Origin of the sequence: Isobaculum melis (assembly GCF_900111355.1) — a bacterium.
GTDB classification, from domain to species: domain Bacteria; phylum Bacillota; class Bacilli; order Lactobacillales; family Carnobacteriaceae; genus Isobaculum; species Isobaculum melis.
On sequence record NZ_FOHA01000006.1, the window covers coordinates 37055 to 59510 of the forward strand.

General features: G+C 35.0%; 17 protein-coding genes. 13 read left to right on the forward strand and 4 right to left on the reverse strand.

The window, feature by feature from the left end:
• Nucleotides 1-18: 18 nt before the first annotated feature.
• Nucleotides 19-354 (forward strand): hypothetical protein, encoded by a 336-nt coding sequence (locus tag BMW29_RS06110; RefSeq protein WP_092651473.1) that lies wholly within the window; start codon nt 19-21, stop codon nt 352-354.
• 129 nt (nt 355-483) lie between these two features.
• Here the strand turns inward: BMW29_RS06110 and trhO are convergent, their stop codons facing one another.
• A complete protein-coding gene (gene trhO, locus BMW29_RS06115; RefSeq protein WP_092651476.1) occupies nt 484-1449 on the reverse strand; it encodes an oxygen-dependent tRNA uridine(34) hydroxylase TrhO in 966 nt (321 codons plus the stop codon).
• A gap of 148 nt (nt 1450-1597) precedes the next feature.
• Here trhO and BMW29_RS06120 point away from each other — a divergent pair, with 148 nt between their 5' ends.
• Complete coding sequence (locus BMW29_RS06120) at nt 1598-2146, forward strand: DNA-3-methyladenine glycosylase I (RefSeq protein ID WP_092651479.1); 549 nt, start codon at nt 1598-1600, stop codon at nt 2144-2146.
• 73 nt (nt 2147-2219) lie between these two features.
• On the opposite strand, the gene BMW29_RS06125 is transcribed toward BMW29_RS06120, so the two are convergent.
• Nucleotides 2220-2570 carry a hypothetical protein gene (locus BMW29_RS06125; protein ID WP_092651482.1) on the reverse strand — a complete coding sequence of 117 codons (351 nt, stop codon included), beginning with the start codon at nt 2568-2570 and terminating at the stop codon, nt 2220-2222.
• A gap of 244 nt (nt 2571-2814) precedes the next feature.
• Between BMW29_RS06125 and BMW29_RS06130 the strand changes: the two genes are divergently transcribed.
• From BMW29_RS06130 to BMW29_RS06160, 7 genes are all read left to right on the forward strand, one after another.
• On the forward strand, nt 2815-3168 hold the full coding sequence (locus tag BMW29_RS06130; RefSeq protein ID WP_092651484.1) for a DUF6176 family protein: 354 nt from the start codon (nt 2815-2817) through the stop codon (nt 3166-3168).
• A gap of 108 nt (nt 3169-3276) precedes the next feature.
• Nucleotides 3277-5271, forward strand: coding sequence for a transketolase (tkt, locus tag BMW29_RS06135; protein WP_092651486.1), 1995 nt, complete (start codon nt 3277-3279; stop codon nt 5269-5271).
• A gap of 548 nt (nt 5272-5819) precedes the next feature.
• On the forward strand, nt 5820-7010 hold the full coding sequence (locus BMW29_RS06140) for a quaternary amine ABC transporter ATP-binding protein (protein WP_218139650.1): 1191 nt from the start codon (nt 5820-5822) through the stop codon (nt 7008-7010).
• Complete coding sequence (locus BMW29_RS06145; RefSeq protein WP_092651488.1) at nt 7003-8718, forward strand: ABC transporter permease/substrate binding protein; 1716 nt, start codon at nt 7003-7005, stop codon at nt 8716-8718. Before BMW29_RS06140 ends, BMW29_RS06145 begins: the two co-directional genes overlap by 8 nt.
• A gap of 246 nt (nt 8719-8964) precedes the next feature.
• Nucleotides 8965-9189 (forward strand): YneF family protein, encoded by a 225-nt coding sequence (locus BMW29_RS06150; protein WP_092651490.1) that lies wholly within the window; start codon nt 8965-8967, stop codon nt 9187-9189.
• Between the two features lie 188 nt (nt 9190-9377).
• Nucleotides 9378-11129 carry an ABC transporter ATP-binding protein gene (locus tag BMW29_RS06155; RefSeq protein WP_092651492.1) on the forward strand — a complete coding sequence of 584 codons (1752 nt, stop codon included), beginning with the start codon at nt 9378-9380 and terminating at the stop codon, nt 11127-11129.
• Nucleotides 11129-12910 carry an ABC transporter ATP-binding protein gene (locus BMW29_RS06160; protein ID WP_092651494.1) on the forward strand — a complete coding sequence of 594 codons (1782 nt, stop codon included), beginning with the start codon at nt 11129-11131 and terminating at the stop codon, nt 12908-12910. The genes BMW29_RS06155 and BMW29_RS06160 overlap by 1 nt, the downstream gene beginning before the upstream one ends.
• Nucleotides 12911-13116: 206 nt before the next feature.
• On the opposite strand, the gene BMW29_RS06165 is transcribed toward BMW29_RS06160, so the two are convergent.
• Complete coding sequence (locus BMW29_RS06165; protein ID WP_092651496.1) at nt 13117-13749, reverse strand: lysophospholipid acyltransferase family protein; 633 nt, start codon at nt 13747-13749, stop codon at nt 13117-13119.
• A 260-nt stretch (nt 13750-14009) separates the two neighbouring features.
• On the opposite strand from BMW29_RS06165, the gene BMW29_RS06170 reads away from it, so the two are divergent.
• The 3 genes from BMW29_RS06170 to BMW29_RS06180 all read left to right on the forward strand — a co-directional run bounded on the left by BMW29_RS06170 (nt 14010) and on the right by BMW29_RS06180 (nt 21275).
• Nucleotides 14010-15296, forward strand: coding sequence for a DUF2130 domain-containing protein (locus BMW29_RS06170; RefSeq protein WP_092651498.1), 1287 nt, complete (start codon nt 14010-14012; stop codon nt 15294-15296).
• 191 nt (nt 15297-15487) lie between these two features.
• A complete protein-coding gene (locus tag BMW29_RS06175) occupies nt 15488-18712 on the forward strand; it encodes an SNF2 helicase associated domain-containing protein (RefSeq protein ID WP_092651500.1) in 3225 nt (1074 codons plus the stop codon).
• A gap of 466 nt (nt 18713-19178) precedes the next feature.
• Complete coding sequence (locus tag BMW29_RS06180; RefSeq protein WP_092651502.1) at nt 19179-21275, forward strand: MucBP domain-containing protein; 2097 nt, start codon at nt 19179-19181, stop codon at nt 21273-21275.
• Nucleotides 21276-21318: 43 nt separating this feature from the next.
• Here BMW29_RS06180 and BMW29_RS06185 read toward each other — a convergent pair whose 3' ends face one another.
• Nucleotides 21319-21549 (reverse strand): excisionase family DNA-binding protein, encoded by a 231-nt coding sequence (locus tag BMW29_RS06185; RefSeq protein WP_092651504.1) that lies wholly within the window; start codon nt 21547-21549, stop codon nt 21319-21321.
• A 167-nt stretch (nt 21550-21716) separates the two neighbouring features.
• On the opposite strand from BMW29_RS06185, the gene BMW29_RS06190 reads away from it, so the two are divergent.
• The gene (locus tag BMW29_RS06190; RefSeq protein WP_092651679.1) at nt 21717-22451 is read left to right on the forward strand and encodes a glycerophosphodiester phosphodiesterase; all 735 of its coding nucleotides are present in this window, start codon (nt 21717-21719) and stop codon (nt 22449-22451) included.
• The last annotated feature ends 5 nt before the right edge of the window (nt 22452-22456 follow it).

A 22456-nucleotide genomic window follows, 5' to 3' on the forward strand; every position in this document is an offset into this window, starting at 1 on the left:
TACAAAGGAGAGAGAAAAATGGATTTCCAATATTTATCTGAAGTACAAAATTATCTAACAGCATTCTGTGCAAATCATCAATTAACGATAGAACAAAGAATCAATAAGAATGAATCAGGAACAGCATTAGTAGCGACAATTTTCCTGTTAAAATATGAAATAGAAGTGATTGTACGAGGTGCCTATAATACGGATTATATTGTAGCAGATACAGAGCTATTGAAGGAAATTTATTATCATTATGTATTTTATGGTGAAAGTGGGCGCATTCACTTTAGTGAGGAAGCAATTTTTGCTAAATGGAAAAAAGATTTTGAAAATATGATTGCGTTAATTCGTACGACAGTAATCTGATTTTGTTGTCTATTCTTAACGTTAAATGAGTCAGAAAAACAGTATTTATTTGTAGCCTTGGTCTAATTTTCAATATGAAAGATACAAAAAAAGTCTCGTTACGATTGAATGTAACGAGACTTTTCACGATTATACAGTTGCTTCTAACGATTCACCAATTGCAGCAAGACGATCCATTACATCCTGTGTAGACAGCTGATGTTTGACCACATAACGATTTGCTGGATGGACACGACATTCATGAGAGCATCCACCTAAATAACGGTGTTCATTTTCCTCAGAAGTCAGCATTTGACGGTTACAATATGGATTTCCACAGTTACAGTAACGTTCACAAGGTGTACCATCAAACCAATCTTTTCCAACAATCACATGCTCTTTTCTGTTAATTGGAACCGCGATTCTTTCATCAAAGACATACATTTGACCATCCCATAAATCACCTTGCACCTCAGGATCTTTTCCATAGGTTGCAATGCCACCATGAAGCTGGCCAACATCTTTAAAGCCTTCGCGAACTAACCAGCCAGAAAACTTCTCACAACGAATACCACCTGTACAATAAGTCAAGACACGTTTTTCCATGAATTGCTCTTTGTTATCACGAATCCATTGTGGCAATTCTCTAAAGCTACGAATTTCAGGACGAATCGCTCCTCTAAAATGTCCTAAGTCATATTCATAATCATTTCTAGCATCAATCACAACTGTATTTTCATCTAACATAGCCTCTCTAAAATCAGCAGGATCTAAATAAGCACCAGTTAACTCTAGCGGATTGATATCTTCCTCTAAATCTAAAGAAACGATTTCTTTGCGGTAACGCACATGCATCTTTTTGAAAGCATGTCCCTCAGCAGGGTCTTCTTTGAAAACCATGTCTTTAAAACGGCTATCTTGATGCATTTCATCGATATAAGCTTGCGTTTGTTCATAAGTACCAGATACAGTGCCGTTGATTCCTTCATCGCCAACTAAAATTCTTCCTTTAATACCAATTTTTTTACAAAATGCTAAATGCTGTTTTGCAAATACTTCACCTTGTTCAATTGGGACATATTGATAATATAATAACACACGATAATTTTCTGTCATGTTTGTTCCTCCTTTTATCCATACATGAATCATTTTATCCATAAATGAACCAATGAAGCAAAGTATTTGCTTGTACATTTTTGCACAAAAGAACAGCTAGTCAAAAGGGAACGTATGTGCTATTATGAAAAGAAAAGGAGGTCGTTAGATGACTGAGATACGTTGTGCATGGGCAAAGCTCCCATTAGATATTGACTATCATGACAAAGAATGGGGCAAGCCTTTAAAGGATGAACAAAAATTATTTGAATTATTTATTCTAGAAACCATGCAAGCTGGCTTAAATTGGCATACTATTTTGACCAAACGAGAAAATTACCGTCAAGCCTTTGATCAATTTGATCCTGCCAAAATAGCCAATTATGATGAGGCAAAGTATGAAGAATTATTGCTAAATGAAGGCATTATTCGCAATAAGCTAAAGATAAAATCAGTGATTAAAAATGCACAAGCTTATCAAAAGTTGCTAGAAACGCAGACCTTTGTAGATTATATTTGGCGTTTTGTAGATCATAAGCCAATCATTAATGAATATGCAACAATTTCTGAAGTGCCTGCTGTGACAGAACTTTCAGAACAGATGAGTCAAGATATGAAAAAGAAAGGTTTTTCTTTTGTTGGACCGACAACTTGCTATGCATTTATGCAAGCAGCAGGTTTAGTCAATGATCATACATTAGATTGTACTTTTCGTTAAAAAGCAGAGGCTCAGCTAAAACGATATATCCGTTTTAGCTGAGCCTCTAATGCTTTATCAAGATAACCTATTTCTAAAGCGTAAACATGGAATACAGTAAATTTAGAAAGAGACCTTTTTGTTTTTTTTCAGGAACATTAAATTCCTGTTTATTTTGGGTAATTCGTACATCAGTTATCAAAATATCGTCTGGACTTTTTTCTGTAATTGAAGCAATAAAAATACAAGAACCAGTCCAGCTACGATGAAAATAAAGCTGATTGTTTTCAAAATAAATGAACCACCTATCATCCATATCCTTTGGCTTTACACCTAACTTTAAGCAATGGAATTCTTCTTCAGTAATCCGCATATTAATAGGAATTAATCGTGTTTCATTAGACATTTCTTTGACTTTCCAAGCTGATTTTTGCACGCTCTTCATAGGAACCACATCCTTTTTATGTATGAAATCAATTTTATTTATTATACCATGTAGAATGAGTAAAAAAATAGTTTCCATCAATTAAACCTTGCTGTTTTTCTGTTTGCATCATTTGAACTTTGTTGTGAATCATTCTTTGGAAAATTGTCAGCTCAAAATGATTTTGATATACTGAATCTACTGGTTGAGATGCGTGAATATCAGCTTCTTAATTGCAAAAAAATAAAAATGAGGTGCTTGAAAGATGGAACCATTAGCAGTTGAATGCGGACGTTTTCGGGTCAAAAAAGGGATGTCTGACAAGGTAGATGAATGGATGCAATTCTTAAATGACCATATGGCAGATGTCTTATTAACATTAGCTGATGAAAAAATGTATGTTGAAACCATTTTTAGAGAAGTCAAAGATGGAGAAGAATATCTTTATTGGTACTCGATTCAAGGACCAAATGGACAAGCAGTAGAAACTTCAAATCATGAAGTTGATCAAATACATCTGCAATTTTGGGAGGCCTGTATTGACCCAACCTTTAAAGAAGAGTTATTAGCGCCTCAAGTTGTGATGATACCTCATCCTATAAGAAGTCAAATGAAATGATAAGAAAAAAAGAATTATGAGGAGAATCAAAGAATTTACCTGAAAAGCATTGCGGTTTCTCTGACAAAACATTAAAATGAAGGTATTAACCCTGAAAGGATGATTATATTGTTTGACAAGACAGATGAATTAGCAGTAAACACGATTCGCACATTGAGTATGGACGCTATCCAAAAAGCCAACTCAGGACACCCTGGATTACCTATGGGGGCAGCGCCAATGGCTTACGCATTATGGACAAAATATTTGAAAGCGAATCCAAAAAACTCAAAATGGCTAGATCGTGATCGCTTTATTTTATCGGCAGGACATGGTTCAATGCTACAATATAGCTTGTTACATTTAGCAGGTTATCAAGTAAGCATGGATGATTTAAAACAATTTAGACAATGGGACAGCTTAACACCTGGACATCCAGAAGTACATCATACAGATGGCGTTGAAGCAACAACTGGGCCTTTAGGTCAAGGAATTGCGACAAGTGTTGGTTTTGCAATGGCAGAAGCGCATTTAGCAGCAACTTACAACAAACCTGATTTCAATATCGTGGATCATTACACTTATGCACTTTGTGGTGATGGCGATTTAATGGAAGGTGTTGCAAGTGAAGCAGCGAGCTTAGCAGGTCACTTAAAATTAGATAAATTAATTGTCCTTTATGATTCAAACGATATTTCATTAGATGGTCCAACTTCAAAAGCCTTCACTGAAAATGTTGGTAAACGTTTTGAAGCTTATGGTTGGCAACATATTTTAGTGAAAGATGGCAATGATTTAACCGCTATTTCAAAAGCCATTGAAGCAGCAAAAGCTGAAACTGGAAAACCAACTTTAATTGAAGTGAAAACAGTGATTGGCTATGGCGCGCCACTAGAAGGAACATCAAAAGTTCATGGTGCACCACTAGGAGCAGAAGGAATTGCAGTTGCTAAAAAAGCTTATGGCTGGGATTATCCTGAATTTACAGTGCCAGAAGAAGTTGCAACACGTTTCAAAGAAACAATGATTGACAAAGGCGCAGCTTCAGAAAATGCTTGGAATCAATTATTTGCAGACTATACAGCAGCTTATCCAGAATTAGCAGCACAGTTCAAAACAATTATGGCAAATGAATTACCGGCAGATTGGAAAAACGCTTTACCTAGCTATGATTTAGGAACAAGCGCAGCAAGCCGTGTTACAAGTAGCGAAATGATTCAAACAATTTCGAAAGAAGTGTCAAACTTCTGGGGCGGTTCTGCCGATTTATCAGCATCAAACAATACAATGGTCGCTGGTGAAAAAGATTTTGAACCTGGACAATATGAAGGACGTAACATTTGGTATGGTGTACGTGAATTTGCAATGGGTGCTGCAATGAACGGAATTGCCTTACATGGTGGCTTAAAAACTTATGGTGGAACATTCTTCGTCTTTACAGACTATTTACGTGGTGCCATTCGTCTTGCAGCAATTCAAAAAGCACCAGTAACTTATGTCTTTACACATGATTCAGTAGCAGTTGGAGAAGATGGCCCAACTCATGAGCCAATTGAACAACTTTCAAGCTTACGCAGTATTCCTAACTTATCTGTTTTAAGACCAGCAGATGGAAATGAAGTAGCAGCAGCTTGGGAATTAGCTTTAGAATCAAATGACCACCCAACAATGCTTGTTTTAACCAGACAAAACTTACCTGTTTTACCAGGAACAAAAGAAAATGCTCGCAACAATGTTCGTAAAGGTGCTTATGTGATTTCTCCTGCTAAAGGTCAAACACCAGAAGGTATCTTAATTGCGACAGGTTCTGAGGTTGCACTTGCGATTGCAGCACAGGAAGAGCTTGCAAAAGCAGGAAAAGATGTTTCTGTTGTATCAATGCCAAGCTTTGATTTATTTGAAGCGCAAGATGAAGCCTACAAAGAAAGCGTCTTACCAAAAGCAGTTCGTAAACGTGTATCTGTCGAAATGGGGGCAACATTTGGCTGGGAACGTTATGTTGGCTTAGACGGTATTGCTTTAGGAATCGATCACTTTGGCGCAAGCGCACCAGGAAATACAGTAATTGAGAAATTTGGCTTTACAGTCGAAAATGTTGTAGCAACATTTAACAAATTAGGCTAAGCATTCTCTAAAAATAAGACAATTTATCATTTGATAAAGGAAGGGCAATCATGTTTCATTGTGATGGCTCTTCCTTTTCGATATTTGACAAAGTGAGGAGAGAATGTTAACCTTAAATAGTCGATTTTTACAGAAAAAGAAAATAATTTGTCTTCACGTGTAAATCAAATCTTGGCAATAGAATGCAACACTTTATTGCTTTTGAAACAGATTAGCAAGATGAAATCATTACACTTTATATGATCTAGCTATATAGGCTAGCACCTCGGATAACAGATAAGAATGGGTGAGACACTTTTAGTCTCACTCATTTTTTATTATTTTCCTGTCAGAGTAGCAAGCGCTCATTTCAACATTACTTTTAGAAAATAAATGATGGTTGATAAAGTGAAGACAATGAAAACAGCATGAATGATGTGTTATCAAGCTTTATGAACTAGTACCTCGAAATAAGATTAATTTGATTGTGGAAAAGAGCATCACTTTCTAATTATTCTGTTGGTGCTGAACAAGTTCGTTTAGCTTTAAAAATAAGGAGGAGTTTAGTTTTGCCCAAAGTAAAAGTATCACATTTAACGAAAATATTCGGTAAAAAATCAAAGCAAGCACTGGATATGATCAAAGAAAACAAAGATAAAACTGAAATTTTGAAAAAGACCGGGGCAACGGTTGGGGTTTATGATGTCAATTTTGAAGTAGAAGAAGGAGAAATCTTTGTGATTATGGGACTTTCTGGTAGTGGGAAATCAACCTTAATTCGTTTATTGAACCGTTTGATTGAACCAACCTCTGGAAGTATTTACATTGATCAGCAAGAAATTGCTAAATTAGATAAAGAAGGATTACGTGAAGTTCGTCGGAATAAAATGAGTATGGTTTTCCAAAACTTTGGTCTCTTTCCTCATCGTACCATCTTAGAAAATACTGAGTATGGTTTAGAAATCCGTGGTGTACCAAAGGAAGAACGAACTGCTAAAGCAGAAAAAGCCTTAGAAAATTCAAGCTTATTAGCTTTTAAAGACCAGTTTCCAAATCAATTATCAGGTGGGATGCAACAACGTGTTGGGTTAGCAAGAGCGTTAGCCAATGATCCTGAAATCTTACTAATGGATGAAGCCTTTTCGGCTCTTGATCCATTAATTCGTAGAGAAATGCAAGATGAGTTAGTTGATTTACAGGAAAATGTGAAAAAAACCATTATCTTTATCACCCATGATCTAAATGAAGCTTTACGAATTGGTGATCGTATTGCACTCATGAAAGATGGTCAATTGATGCAAGTTGGTACAGGAGAAGAAATTTTGACAAACCCAGCCAATGAATATGTTCGTACATTCGTTGAAGATGTGGACCGCTCTAAAGTTTTAACTGCGCAAAATATCATGGTTCCTGCCTTGACAACAAACATTGAAATTGATGGTCCAACAGTTGCATTAACACGAATGCGTCAAGAGGAAGTGAGTATGCTTTTAGCTGTTGATAAAAAACGTCAGTTAAAAGGGGTTGTACGTGCTGAGCGTGCATTAGAAGCTAGAAAAGCTGGTAAGCTCTTAACGGACTATGTCGATACAGATATTACAACAATTGATAAAGATATGCTGGTGAATGATATTTTTCCAATTATCTATGATTCACCAACACCAATTGCCGTAACAGACAACAATAAATTAGTTGGTGTTGTGATTCGAGGCAGTGTACTTGAAGCATTAGCAGAAACAGAGGTGACAAACAATGACTAATTATCAACTGCCAGTAGCAGAATGGGTTGAAACAATTACAGAGTGGATGACGAATACCTTTTCAGGTGTTTTTGGTTTCTTCCAAACAACAGGTCAAAGTTTAATGGATGGGATTACCTCTCTTTTAGTTGCGATCCCGCCACTTCTATTTATTGTTTTACTGACAGCCATTGCTTTCTTGATTTCAAATAAGAAAATTGGGTTAACGCTATTTACCTTTATTGGCTTACTTTTTATCTATAACCAAAATTTATGGACAGATTTAATGAGTACTGTCACATTAGTTTTACTTTCTAGTGTGGTATCGATTGTGATAGGGGTGCCCCTTGGTATTTTAATGGCCAAAAGTAATAAAGCCAAAAGTATCATTACACCTATTTTAGATTTCATGCAAACAATGCCTGGTTTTGTCTATTTGATTCCAGCAGTTGCCTTCTTTGGAATCGGTATGGTGCCAGGAGTCTTTGCTTCTGTAATCTTTGCTTTACCACCAACAGTTCGTTTTACAAATCTTGGGATTCGCCAAGTACCAAAAGAGCTAGTTGAAGCTTCTGATTCATTTGGGAGCACGAGCTGGCAAAAATTATTCAAGCTTGAGTTACCTTTAGCAAAAAGTACCATTATGGCAGGGGTCAATCAAACAACCATGCTGGCACTTTCAATGGTAGTCATTGCATCAATGATTGGTGCACCAGGACTTGGTCGTGGCGTTCTTTCCGCTTTACAGCGTGCGCAAGTTGGTAATGGTTTTGTGAATGGTGTCGCTTTAGTTATTTTAGCGATTATCATTGATCGTTTTACCCAAAATTTAAATAAGAAAAAGACTGCTCCAGCTTCAACGAAGCAATCTAAAAACAAAAAAATTGGTGGGATTATTGTTGCCGTTGTTGCCATTATCGCTTTAATAGCTAGTTCTACACTATTCTCTGTTTCTAAAGACAATGAGAAAAGAATTGCTCTTGCTTATGTAGAGTGGGATACAGAGGTTGCCTCTACTCATGTAGTTGCTGAAGTTTTAAAAGATCTTGATTATGAAGTTTCTGTCACACCTTTGGATAATGCCATTATGTGGGAATCTCTTTCAAAAGGAGAAACGGATGCAATGGTTTCTGCTTGGCTTCCAGGCACACATGGGGAGCAATATAAACAGTATAAGGACCAAGTAGAGGATCTAGGTGAAAATCTAAAAGGCGCTAAACTCGGTATCGTTGTACCACAATATATGGATGTTAACTCAATTGAAGAGTTAAAAAATCAAGCAGATAAAAAAATTACAGGAATTGAGCCTGGTGCAGGTGTTGTTGCTGCTGCTGAAAAGACACAGCAAACTTACAATAACCTAAAGGATTGGACAATTGAAACCTCTTCTTCTGGTGCGATGACTGTTGCTCTTGGTCAAGCCATTAAAAATAAAGAAGACATTGTAATTACCGGTTGGTCTCCTCATTGGATGTTTGCTAAATATGATTTAAAATATTTAGAAGATCCAAAAGGAACAATGGGAGATGAAGAAGCCATTCATACAATGGCTAAAAAAGGTTTAGAAAAAGAAAATCCTGAAGCGTACCAAGTATTGAAAAACTTCCATTGGACAAAAGAAGATATGGAATCTGTGATGTTAGAAATTAATAAAGGAACAGATCCTACAGAAGCAGCTAGAAATTGGATTGATAGTCATCCAAAAGAAGTTGCTGAGTGGAAAGAATAATTGAAAAACTGTTAATCCTAGAGGGAATTTCCTCTAGGATTTTCTTTTTAATTAAAAAAGCGCAATTCCTAGTCTAAAGAAATATACAAGCTAAAATGAGCCTGAAATTTAGAGGAAACTACTAAAAAATAGCCAAATTCAAAAGATTCTATTTTTATTCCATGAAAACGCTAGAAACTTCTTTTCTTTTCCGGCAGAATCTAGTAAAATGATTAATTGAGAAGTCTTGAAAGGAGAAGAGTAGATATGAATATTTTAATACCAATTATCACACTAGTTTTAGGATTAGTTGGCGGTTTCTTTATCGCCAGAAAATATATGATGGATTACTTTAAAAATAATCCTCCCGTTAACGAAGATATGCTACGTACAATGATGATGCAAATGGGGCAAAAACCATCTGAGAAGAAAATTAAGCAGATGATGGCTTCAATGAAAGTTCAATCTGAACGAGCAAATAAGAAAAAATAGTGATACAATCATTATTTGACTTTAGAGAAAGGCGGGCAACTATTGTTCGCCTTTTTTCTGTCATCTAATGTTGTGTGTACAAAAATAAAAAGACTTCCTGTATACGCAAAAGTTGGCCTATTTCTCTTGAGTTTTCTAAATGGGAATAATCATATAGCAAAGAAAATGAATGAAGGTGAACATTTAGAATGGGTATTTTTAGAAAGTTAGGCTGGTTTTTTAAACAAGAAAAGAAATCATACTTTATTGGGGTTTTGTTTTTAATTCTAGTAGCAATTGTACAATTAGTACCACCTAGATTAATTGGCTTTTTAGCAGATGAAATTGGTGGTAACAGGTTAACTGTTATTATTTTAGTACAAACATTAGTAGCGATTTTTTGTGTCGCTATTTTACAATATGTATTTCGTTATATTTGGCGTGTGCATATATGGGGGTCGGCAGCACGCTTAGAAAAAGTGTTGCGTTCAAATTTATTTAAACATTTTACTGATATGGATCAAAAGTTCTTTCAAACTTATCGAACTGGGGATTTAATGGCTCATGCAACCAATGACCTGTCAGCGATTCAACAAGTAGCAGGAGTGGGAATTTTAACCTTAGTTGATTCATTGGTCACTGGTGGGGTAACCATTATTGCCATGGCGGTTGTCATTGACTGGCGCTTAACCTTGATGGCCTTGATTCCTTTTCCTTTTTTAGCCTATGCGTCTAAAAAATTAGGGGACCGCTTACATGATGCCTTTAGAGATAGCCAAGAAAGCTTTTCCAAAATGAATGATAAGGCTCAAGAAAGTATTTCAGGGATGAAAGTCATCAAGACTTTTGGACAAGAAAAACAAGATTTAAATGATTTCAAAACAAAAACGGACTATGTTGTTAAAATGAATCGCAAAGTATTTTTCCTTGATTCATTATTTGATCCAGTAATCACCATCATTATTGGTATCTCCTACATTTTAACAATTATTGTAGGGGGTCGTTTTGTGATGAATCAAAGCATTTCAATTGGACAGCTGATTTCCTTTATTAACTATTTGAATATGTTAATTTGGCCAATGTTAGCGCTAGGTTATTTATTTAATATCTTAGAGCGTGGCAGTGCCAGCTATGATCGAGTGAATGAATTATTGATGGAAAAATCAACCATTGTTGAGGATCCATTTGCCATTCAAGAACCTGCTAAAGGAGATATTCATTTCCATGTGACTGATTTCCACTATCCAGAAGATGAAAAAGCAGCTTTAAAACAGATTGATTTTGAGATTAAAGAAGGCGCAACACTTGGAATTGTTGGGAAAACAGGGGCTGGTAAAACTTCTATTTTGAAATTGATGCTAAGAGAACATGATAGTTATCAAGGCAACATTATTTTTGGTCAATATCCTGTCATGGACTATTCCTTAGATGCTTTAAAGAAATCCATTGGTTATGTTCCACAAGATCAATTTTTATTCTCTACGAGTATTGAAAATAATATTCGCTTTTCTGAGCCAGATTTATCGCATAAGGAAGTAGTAAAATTTGCAGAAATGACGGCTATTCATGAGGATATTTTAGGATTTCCAGAGGGCTATGAAACTGAAGTAGGAGAACGTGGCGTTTCACTTTCTGGTGGACAAAAGCAACGCATTTCGATTGCACGTGCCTTAGCCACTTCACCTGAATTGTTGATTTTAGATGATGCGCTATCAGCTGTGGATGCCAAAACAGAAGAAGCCATTTTAAAAGCGTTAAAAAATGAACGTGCCAATAAAACAACTATTATTGCGGCGCATCGTTTAAGTAGTGTGATGCATGCAGAAGAAATTATTGTGGTAGACAATGGGGAAATCATTGAGCGTGGCACCCATGATACCTTACTTGCACTAGGTGGCTGGTATCATGATATGTATCGTAGACAGCAACTGGAAAGTAAGCTAGATGGAGGTGAGGCTTAATGGAAAATAAAAATGAATGGTCTGAATCCATCCCAGTAAAAGAGCAAATAAAAATTATGAAACGTTTATTTGTTTTTGCTAAACCATTTAAAAAGCAATTTTATAGTGCACTTTTCTTTGGTTTCTTACTGGCACTTACCAATATTATGCTACCAAAAATTATTGAAATTTTTATTGACACCTATTTGGTTCCTCAAAAAGCCACACAACAGATTTTATTATTATTTGCAGGCTTATATTTTGGCACAATATTGATTAAAAGTGTCTTTTGGTTCCTCTCCCTTTATATTTACCGCTTAGGTTCTGAGAAAACAGTGAAGCACATTCGCGATACTTTATTTGGTAAATTGCATACATTAGGGATGCGTTACTTTGATCAAACTCCAGCAGGCTCTATTGTGTCAAGAGTAACCAATGATACTGAAGGAATTAAAGAGTTCTTCCAAGTTTTCCAAGCCGTTTTACAAGGCTTATTTGCGATTATGACGGCCTTTGTTGCCATGTTCTTTTTAGATATCCGGTTAGCTTTTAGTTGTTTAATTTTCCTACCAGTTTTAGGGTTTATTATTTGGTATTATCAGCACCAAAGCTCAAGAATCTATCGTGGCATGCGTGAAAAATTAAGCCAACTAAATACCAAGCTTAATGAATCCATTTCTGGTATGAGCATTATTCAACAGTTTAGACAAGAAAAAAGGCTGCAAAAAGAATTTGGTGTCACAAATGATGAATATTTAGCGTCAAGATATTCTATGATTAAAATTAATGCACTCTTTTTGGGGCCAATTATTAGTTTGCTTTATACCTCTTCATTAGTGGTTATTTTAGGATTCTTTGGTTATGATTCTTTCACTCAGCCAATCAGCGTAGGGGTCATTTATGCATTTATTACCTATGCACAAAATTTCTTTAATCCAATGACGAATATGATGGATTATCTAAGTGTTTTTCAGGATGGAGTCGTTTCTGGAAGCCGTATTTTAAAAATCTTAGATAATGAAGAATTAGCACCTGGGCAAACGGGTGAAGGTAAGCACCTCATTCAAGATGCTAAAATTGAGTTTAAACAGGTTAGCTTCTCATATGATGGCGAGCATGATGTGTTACATGATATTAGCTTTACCGCCAATCCTGGTGAAACCGTTGCGCTTGTTGGACATACGGGGAGTGGTAAAAGCTCAATTATTAATGTGATGATGCGATTTTATGAATTTAATCGTGGAGATATTTTGATTGATGGTGTATCGATTAAGCAATATCCTACAAAAGAATTGCGTCATAAAATGGGACTTGTTTTACAGGATTCGTTTATGTTTTATGGTGATATTAAAGGAAATATTCGTTTAATGGATGACAGTATTTCAGGAGAAGCCATTCGAGATGCTGCTAGCTTTGTCCAAGCTGATCGCTTTATTGAAGCGTTGCCAGGTGCTTATGATGCAAAAGTTATTGAGCGAGGTGCAAGCTATTCAAGTGGACAAAGACAGTTACTATCATTTGCGAGAACAATTGTAACCGATCCTAAAATTCTTGTTTTAGATGAAGCGACTGCGAATATTGATACAGAAACAGAAAGCTTAATTCAAGAAGGCTTACGCAAAATGCGTAAAGGTAGAACCACCATTGCGATTGCCCATCGCTTGTCTACCATTAAGGATGCCAATTTGATTTTAGTTCTTGATAAAGGGCAGATTATTGAACGAGGCACTCATGATGAGTTACTAGCGAAACAAGGGACTTATTATGATATGTATCAGCTTCAAAGTACTGAAGGAGAATAAAATAAGTTTGATTTTTGACAGTATTGATGATGCAAGGATGCTAAAATTTACAGGTGAAAGAAATCGAATCAATGATGATTTCTTTCACCAAATTTACAATTCCCTTTGTTTGAGCTAGATACGAAATAATTTTAACGATAAAAAACACCTCTGTTTTTTCATTTTACATGAATGAAGGCAACAGGGTGTTTTTATATTTGTTAAGTTTATTGTTTATTTTTTTCTTTTGGGACATAAACAAATTTTGGATTAAGCTCAGTATCCAATTGCTTAAACGCATCATGCATTTTTTGATCAAATAGTTGAATATTTTCTTTATCTAACTTCGTTTTTCGCTCAACAATAATAGGATCACCAAAACGGACGCTGGTTTTTTTTCTTGAAAATAAACCACCAATACTTAATGGACCTTGATAAACAACTGGAATAATTGGTGCACCAGATAGCTTTGCAATTGTAACTGCGCCACCTTTTAAATCCTCACTATGTCTTGAACCACTTGGGAAAATAATCAAATTTCTGCCTTGATCCTTTAAACCCTTAACAGGGATTTTTAAAGCACTTGGTCCAGGATTGTCTCTATTAACTGGAAACGCGCCTAATTTTGCAATAAACCAGCCTAACAGCTTATGCTTAAATAATTCTTCCTTTGCCATAAAAGTAAAGGGTCTCGGATAAGCTGCAAGTGCAAAAAAGACAGGATCAAGAATGGAGCGATGTGGTCCAACTAAAATAAAAGTTCCCTCTTTAGGTAATTTGTCTATATTTTGAACAGTAGTTTTGCCATTAATAATAAAAATCAAACCTTTTACAATTCCTGCAACAACTCTATAAAACACGGAAATCAACCTCTCAATAACTCATTAAATTATGATACTAACAAGTATAAGTATGCAAGAAATTTCAAAATAAGGCAAGGAAAAAATTCTCCTTTAAAGATAATATCTATAAACAAAAAATACTAGAAACTGTTATAATAAGAAGAAGTGGGCTGATTCAAACAGAACAACACAGATTTAGCCTCAAATAAGATGATAGAATCAAATAAAATGCCCTAAAAGATAAAATATAATGGATTAAAATAAAAGGAGAAATGGCTATGCGTGAAATAAAATGCCCTCATTGTGGAAAAGCATTTACGATTGATGAAGCAAGTTATGCTGATATCCTAAATCAAGTTCGAACAAAAGAATTTAATGATGAAGTACATGAAAAATTGGAACAATCTAAGGCGCAGCATAAAAGTGAGCTTGCTTTAATGGAACAACAAACCAAAAGTAGCTTTGACCAACAGCTTTTCCAAAAAGAAAAAGAAGTTGCTGATCTTAAAGGAATCATCAATGGGAATAAACAAGAAAAAGAACTAGCAATATCTCAGGTTGAAAGTACCATGAAAGAAAAAATTGCTGAACAAGATCAAAAAATTGCAGCGTTACTTGAACAAATAAAATCAGCTGAAAATGAAAAGAAATTTGAGGTCTTTCAAGCAAGTGCTGAAAAAGAAAAAGAGATTGCTGCACTCCAAGTAAAAATGACCCTACAAGAAAAAGAAAAAGCCTTAGAAAAAAATGCCATCAAAGAAAAATATGAAATTGAGCTAAAACAAAAAGAGGAAACCATTGCTTTTTATAAAGACTTTAAAGCGAAACAATCGACTAAAATGATAGGGGAAAGCTTAGAGCAGCATTGTGAAATCGAATTTAACCGATTAAGAATGACAGCTTTCAAAAATGCAGAATTTGGCAAAGATAATGATGCAAAAACTGGGAGTAAAGGCGACTATATATATCGCGAATTTGATGAACAGGGTACAGAAATTATCTCAATCATGTTTGAAATGAAAAATGAAGGCGATGAAACAGCGACTAAAAAGAAAAATGAGCACTTCTTTAAGGAGCTAGATAAAGACCGTAAAGAGAAGAAATGTGAATATGCTATTTTAGTCAGTATGCTAGAAGCAGAAAATGAGCTTTATAATAATGGCATTGTAGATGTTTCATATGAATATGAAAAAATGTATGTGATTCGCCCTCAATTCTTTATTCCAATGATTACATTGTTGCGAAATGCAGCCCTTAACTCACTAGCATATAAACAAGAAATTGCTTTAATGCGTGAGCAAAACATTGATATTACAAATTTTGAAGAGGATTTAAATTTATTTAAAACGGCCTTTGCTAAAAATTATGATTTAGCAAGTCGTAAGTTTAATACTGCGATTGATGAAATTGATAAAACGATTATCCATTTACAAAAAACCAAAGAAGCTTTATTATCATCAGAAAATAATTTGCGTTTAGCAAATAATAAAGCCGAGGACTTAACCGTTAAAAAATTAGTGCGAAAAAATCCGACTATGAAAGAAAAGTTTGAGGCATTAGATTAGATCAAAGACAAAAGGAATCTTCAGCTATTCGTTGTGAAGGTTCTTTTTTGTTGGATACTAGTCATCAGATACTGCTTAATCATCATTTTCATAAAAATAACCAAAAGAACTATTTATAAAAGTTGAAAAATGCAGTACAATATAGGGATGGATAAAAAGTAAATGGATTGAATGGAAAGTAGGCTAAGGAAATGAAGTGGAGTATCCCCGAAAGAATTGTTGAGCGAGCAAGAAGCTATGTAAATGAAAAACGTGTATTTGATATTTCTGCGAACCCAAACAAAAAAATCTGGACAGCTAAAGTCATGGGAAATGAAATCTATCATGTTGAACTAGATGGTGCACCAAAAGAAGAGGACTTTTGTGAATGCCCCTATTGGGTAGATCATGGCTACTGTAAACATACAGTGGCAGTTGAGCTGGCGATGCGTGATCAAGGAATTGGTAGAGTGATGAATCAACATGAGCTCTCTAAACTCAGTATGGATCAACCTGATTCAGGCGATGAAATTACAGAAGCTTTTAGCCGTCTTTATCTGAAGCAAAATGACATGACCCAGCTTCTTACTGAGCCTGCTCAAAAACTATCCATTTTTTACAAATTAGAATTACAGCCCATTACCAAACAAAAATTTCGTCAAGCCAAAGAAGTGTTTGTTCTTAGCTTAAAAATAGGCTTTGATCGCTTCTACATTGTAAAAGATTTAGATGCTTTCTTTCAAGCTTACTTCCAAAAAGGAACCTATGAAATCAATCAAAAATTAGTCATTGATTTTAATCAACTGATGATTGAACCACAACATGAAGCGATTCTAGCTGAATTAAAAAAAGTACATGTCTCTAACCAAACGATGATGAGCTTTTTGAAGGATAATAAATCCATCTTTGGCAATAAAAAGTATCTAGTTTTACCTGTTGTGATTGCTGAAGAAATGATTTCAACACTAAAAGAAGTTGGAAAATTAACCTTAGAAGTAGATGGTGCAACCTATCATGAGATTGCTTTTGTGCAAAATCAATTGCCACTTTCTTTTGATTTATTTCAGGATCAAGACAGCTTTATTTTATATATTCAAAATCATGATATTCATTACCTCGAAGGCTATGATTGGTTGCTCTTAAAAAATATGATTTTCCAACCAACACCAGAGCAAATGAAAAACTTTCAAAGTATGAATTATTATATTGAGCGTTATGGGAATCAAGAAATTCCAATTTCTGCTACTAATGCGCCAAAATTTACGAATTATGTTCTTCCTTTATTAAAAAAAGTAGGAACGGTCCACTTAGATGAACAATTACAACAACAATTTATTGAAAAAGAATTAGCAACAGAACTCTTTATTTCCTTAAAAGATGATGTGTTGCAGTTGGTCTTAGATTTTATCTATGGAGAGGTTCGGATTTCAACTGATCCAAGCAGAAACGAAAACAATCAGCTAAATTTTATTCGTGATACGCAGCAAGAGCTGCAAATCAGCGGGCAAATTGAAGCTCTTGGCTATCAAAAAATAACTGGAAATTATGTGAAAAATGGTGCAAATCCAGAGGTGCTTTATACCTTATTTACAAAAGAAATCCCTTTATTAGAAAGCTTAGCAACCATTCATGTAGATCCAACACTTGAAAATCTGTTTTTAGAAGAAATCGAACCAGTTACCACAATTGACATTCAAAATGAAGGTTCTTTATTAGATGTTCAGTTTGATGTTGCTGGTATTACACCAGATGAAGTAGATGAGGTCTTGATTAGTCTAATTGAGAAGAAGGCCTTTCATCGCTTTGACAATGGGACGATTTTATCACTAGAAACAATGGCCTTTCAAGAAGTTGCAGATATTTTAAGAGAGCTTAGAGTAGATGCAACACATGCCAGTCATGAAGGAAAGGTTAGCATTCCAAGCTATCAAGGGTTAGCCTTACATGAAAAATTAGAAAAAGAAACACATGGCAAACGCGTGTTAACTAGAAAATTCCATACTTTATTAGAAGACTTAAACCATCCAGATGCCATGGAAGTGACTGTTCCAAAACAATTAAATGCTACCTTAAGAAGCTATCAGCTCTTTGGCTTTAAATGGTTAAAAATGCTAGCTAAATATGGCTTTGGTGGTATTCTAGCAGATGATATGGGACTAGGAAAAACCTTGCAAACCATTACCTTTATTTTATCTGAAATCGAAGAAGAAAAAGCTGAAAAACCGTTTTTAATCCTAGCACCTGCTTCTTTAATTTACAATTGGGCGCATGAGTTTGAAAAATTTTCCCCACAATTAAGGACGCAAGTTGTCACAGGAAATGCAGCAGAACGTAAAAAAATGATTACTGCTGGAGAATCAGCACAAATTCTGATTACTTCATATCCAAGCTTTAGACAAGATGCAGCCATTTATGAAACCATTCAATTTGATACGTTAATTTTAGATGAGTCACAAATGGTAAAAAATTATCATACCAAAACAGCACAAGCGATTACAACCCTAAGAAGTTATCGCAAGTTTGCTTTAAGTGGTACACCAATTGAAAATAAAATCGAAGAATTATGGGCGATTTTCCAATTGATTATGCCTGGCTTTTTCCCAAATCTACGAACATTTAAAAGCATGACGCATGAGCAAATTGCCAAAATGGTACAGCCTTTTATTTTACGGCGCATCAAAAAAGATGTCTTAAAAGATTTACCGGATAAAATTGAAACGAACCTCTATAGTTCACTAACAAAAGAGCAAAAAACGATTTATTTAGGCTATTTAAAACGAATTCAAGAAAGTGTTCAAGGCATGAATCATGATGACTTCAAACGCAACCGAATTGAAATCCTAGCAGGCTTAACGAGATTGCGCCAAATTTGCTGTGATCCACGTTTATTTGTTGAAAATTATGAAGGTGAATCAGGTAAGCTTGAGCAATTAAAAGAGCTGCTTCAAACAGCTAAAGAAAATGGCAAGCGTGTGCTATTATTTTCTCAATTCACATCGATGCTTAGCTTGATTCAAGAAGAGTTAACGGAATTAGGCTATGAGATGTTTTATTTACATGGTGGAACCAAACCAAAAGAAAGAATTGAGATGGTTAATCAATTTAATGCTGGTGAAAAAGATGTGTTCTTAATCTCACTAAAAGCAGGAGGTACTGGTTTAAATTTAACTGGTGCAGATACCGTTATTCTTTATGATTTATGGTGGAATCCTGCAGTGGAAGAGCAAGCAGCAGGAAGAGCGCATAGAATTGGTCAAAAAAATGTAGTGCAAGTGATGAAGCTGATCGCTACAGGAACCATTGAAGAGAAAATTATGAAAATGCAACAAGAGAAAAAAGATTTATTCGATCAAGTGATTGAATCAAGTGGAGATGGTAGCAGCTTCTCAAGCTTTACTGAAGAAGATATTCGAGAAATTTTAAGTTTAAACGGCTAATCAAAAAGTAGATTGAAAGGGAAAGGTTGTCTTTTTCTTTTTAATCTGCTTTTTTATGTTTCAAAAATAGAGCAAGTTCAGTAATGATAGGAGCTAGCTATGAAATAAAAGGTGAAAGTATTTAAAAGGGGATTTAGTATGAATTAAAAATAAAAAGAGGTAGGAAATTAGTAAATGAGAAATTTTATTTATTATGACATAACAAATAGCCCAAATGCTTGATGTCAACCTAATTTAAACGGATTGACAATGTAGAAAAGATACCTTAGTATTGTGATTGCAAGTAACATCTGTTTTTTACATATTTTCAATTTAAAATAGAGTAGAATAAAAAAAAGCTCCAAAAAGTTGTTCTCACAACATTTTGAAGCATACAAATTTATAATGTTTTATCATTTTAGGTACAGATAAACAGTGGTGCAATAAACAGATGTTTTTTGCGGAATTTACAAGGAGGGACAGTCACATGTTTCATCAAAATAATAGGATAAAAAAAGGAACAATTGCAAAATTAATAGGGCTGACATTATCAATCGGTTTCTTTTTTCAATTAAGCCATCCAACAGCATCTACAATTAAAGAGAATGGCGATTTCCGTTTAACAGCTGAAAACAAATGGGATACAGCTTCAGAAAAAAATTATGCTGCCCTAAATTGGGATAAAGTAGCCAATCTTACAACTAATGGTTATACTTTATATCAATCTAAAGATTCAGGGCTGACTTGGACGACAGTATCTATGAATTATCAAAAACAAATTAAGGTGCTAAACATCCATCCAGATGATGTGAATTTTGATAACTTAAAAAAATGGATGGAAATGGACACCCCAGCAGCAGGAATGGGCCTAATTAATGTTTCTTCAGTATCTGTTGCAGCTTTCAATGCCAACCCAAATTTATATTTAAAAAATGCGAGTGGCGCGTATCAATATGATGTGATTATGTTTGGCTCAAAGGACTGGTATGGTTTTAAAGACTTAAGTATGACATCAGCAGCGGCTTTGCAAGGGCATGTTGATTCTGGTAGAGGCGTACTTTTTGGTCATGACACCGTTACAGGTATGTCAACGCCATCAAATCCAGGAGGTGGCTCACATCCTAATTTTAATACATTTGCCCCTCAATTAGGAATTCAACTATCAAATAAAACTTCAGTTGGCTCAACCAAAGTTCGTGTAGATAATAATGGCTATATGATGAAATATCCGCATCAACTAGCAAACTCAGTCGAGTTGACCATCCCATTAGCACATTCTTGGGGACAAATTATTGATACTACTAGCACAACAACTAAATGGTTATCATTCATTCCTCCTTATGCATTTGGTAGTTTATCTGAAAGTGGTACATTAACCAATAATTTTTATTTAATTACAAAAGGAAACTTAGGAATGATTCAAACAGGACATTCAGGAGGCGCATCAACACCTGATGAACGAAGAATTATTGCAAATACCTTATATAATTTAGCTCAGGTTTCTTTAGATAATTTTGCCTCTGATTATACGGTTAAAGATGAAGTTGCGCCACCTAAGCCAACTTTAACTCTAAAGACTGGTGGCACAATAGAAAATCAAATCTTTGATATTGGTGCGATTGATAAAGGCTCAATGTATCAATGGTATGTTGAAGCAGATACAAAATCAGGTAAGAAAAAATCTGATACAGTAGAAGAAGAGATTGTGAGTGGTACAAAGGGGTTTATTCATATCGTCGATAATCAGCCGAATACCTTAGTTGCTGCAGAAAAAGATAGTTTTGGTAAAGTAACCAATCTAACCCTACAAGGAACAGATGCAACCCTATCTTTTAATGGATTAACAGATGGTGAAAAATGGTTACATATTCGTGCGGTTGACCGTGCCGATAATATTGGAGAAATACGCCATATTCAAGTCAAAGATTTTCTCGGTATTTTTAGAATTACAGAGAAATATGAAGATGAAGCAGGACAGACACTGGCACCAAGTACCTATCAGGATGTAAATAGAGGTGCAACCTATGAGAAATTAGGTCCCTTATTGCCTCATAACTGGCTTCAAATTGGTTATCGTTTAAATCAGACAAACTTCAAGGAAACAACCGCAAAGATTACTGCTGTTGATAAGGTCAATACGGTGACCTTTATTTACCGTAAATTACCTGCAAAAATTCATTTAAGACAAGTTATTTTAGATAAAAAGGATGACCTTGTGATCCCAACAAATGGTTATTTCCAGTTGCTTCATCATGACACAACAATGAATCTCCAAACACAATCTGGCGCATCAACAACCGTGCCTTTTAATACAATCCAATCAGAAATGCAGGTAGGAAACTATCAATTTACGATACAGTCAATTGTCCCAGAGCATTATAGCTACGATGGCTATCTCATTAGTTCAGAGCAAGCAACCATTCATGATGAAAAAAATCGTATCCAAACAGGTTATCCTCAGTTAGATTTCACTGTTGAAAAAGAATATTGGGTAAGTATTTATTTGAAACCAATCAATGCTAATGAAGTACGATCCTATAGTTGGAATTACCAAACCAATCCATTAGGTAAATTAATTCCCTAAAATAAAAAGGCATGTCTTGAATTTTTTCAAGACATGCCTTTTACTAATCTTCATCCTTAATATCAATATCCTCAGGAAGTGGTTCACTTAAATACTGCGCTAAATCCATTTTATACTGCTCAATTGCTTTTAAATACAAGTTAAATTGCTCCTTATAAATTAACAATTCCTCTCCATCAAAAACCGTTCGAATTTGCTTTTCACGAATCAATCGTTCAATATCTTCTATTGACAATTCTAAATACTCAGCTGTTTCCTCAATTGTGAGATACATCTTGTACCCTCCATTCATCTACTACTTTATTCTACAAAATTTTGCTAAAAATAGAAAGCCTCATATACAGAAGCTTCTTCATCAGACAAAGAATTTATTTATGCGGCAATCTTTCATTTCATGGTACAATAGAACAAGCGAAAATGATAATGAAAGGTGTGTCAGCCGTGATTACGAAAGTTATTGCGCATCGGGGAAGTAAAGGAACCCATCCAGAAAATACTTTAGCTGCTTTTAAAGAAGCTGTGCGAGTAAAAAGTGATGGGATTGAATTAGATGTACATTTTACAAAAGACCGTGAATTAGTTGTGATTCATGATGAAACCCTTGATCGCACAACCAATGGGACTGGGAATGTTGGGGAACAAACCCTAGAAGAAATCAAACAATATGATGCTGGAAGTTGGTTTTCTCCTGTTTATCAACAGGAGAAAATTCCTACATTAAAGGAAGTCCTATCCTTATTAGCAGGATATGAAGGACTCTTAAATATTGAAATAAAAACAGATAAAATTGCTTATGCAGGAATTGAAGAAGCGCTGATAGGATTGATTGAACATATGCAACCAACCTGTCACATTGTCTATTCTAGCTTTAATTTTAGCAGTTTAAAAAAAATCAAAGCATTCAATCCTAAAGCAGAGATTGCTTGTCTCTTTAAAATGAATAATAAGCAAACTAAACTATTTTCAAGAACAACACAAGTTGCCTTTTGGCATCCATCTATTCAATGGCTTAAAACGAAGAAATGGTTGTTGCTGTTTCCCAAAAGACGCCATCTGCGCGTATGGACTGTGAATAAAGAAAAGGAGATGTTGTTTTGCTACAAGAAAAAAATCGCTGCGATTATTACAGATTATCCTGAACAAGCTTTAGCAGTAAGAAAAACTTATCAAAAATAGAGAGT

Excerpts from the sequence above, each read along its gene's own strand:
- BMW29_RS06155 (WP_092651492.1), top strand. The coding sequence starts at position 9,378 with ATGGGTATTTTTAGAAAGTTAGGCTGGTTTTTTAAACAAGAAAAGAAA.
- BMW29_RS06175 (WP_092651500.1), top strand. The coding sequence starts at position 15,488 with ATGAAGTGGAGTATCCCCGAAAGAATTGTTGAGCGAGCAAGAAGCTAT.
- BMW29_RS06110 (WP_092651473.1), top strand. The coding sequence starts at position 19 with ATGGATTTCCAATATTTATCTGAAGTACAAAATTATCTAACAGCATTC.
- BMW29_RS06150 (WP_092651490.1), top strand. The coding sequence starts at position 8,965 with ATGAATATTTTAATACCAATTATCACACTAGTTTTAGGATTAGTTGGC.
- BMW29_RS06160 (WP_092651494.1), top strand. The coding sequence starts at position 11,129 with ATGGAAAATAAAAATGAATGGTCTGAATCCATCCCAGTAAAAGAGCAA.
- BMW29_RS06145 (WP_092651488.1), top strand. The coding sequence starts at position 7,003 with ATGACTAATTATCAACTGCCAGTAGCAGAATGGGTTGAAACAATTACA.
- BMW29_RS06125 (WP_092651482.1), bottom strand. The coding sequence starts at position 2,570 with ATGAAGAGCGTGCAAAAATCAGCTTGGAAAGTCAAAGAAATGTCTAAT.
- BMW29_RS06185 (WP_092651504.1), bottom strand. The coding sequence starts at position 21,549 with ATGTATCTCACAATTGAGGAAACAGCTGAGTATTTAGAATTGTCAATA.
- BMW29_RS06130 (WP_092651484.1), top strand. The coding sequence starts at position 2,815 with ATGGAACCATTAGCAGTTGAATGCGGACGTTTTCGGGTCAAAAAAGGG.
- trhO (WP_092651476.1), bottom strand. The coding sequence starts at position 1,449 with ATGACAGAAAATTATCGTGTGTTATTATATTATCAATATGTCCCAATT.
- BMW29_RS06180 (WP_092651502.1), top strand. The coding sequence starts at position 19,179 with ATGTTTCATCAAAATAATAGGATAAAAAAAGGAACAATTGCAAAATTA.
- BMW29_RS06120 (WP_092651479.1), top strand. The coding sequence starts at position 1,598 with ATGACTGAGATACGTTGTGCATGGGCAAAGCTCCCATTAGATATTGAC.
- BMW29_RS06170 (WP_092651498.1), top strand. The coding sequence starts at position 14,010 with ATGCGTGAAATAAAATGCCCTCATTGTGGAAAAGCATTTACGATTGAT.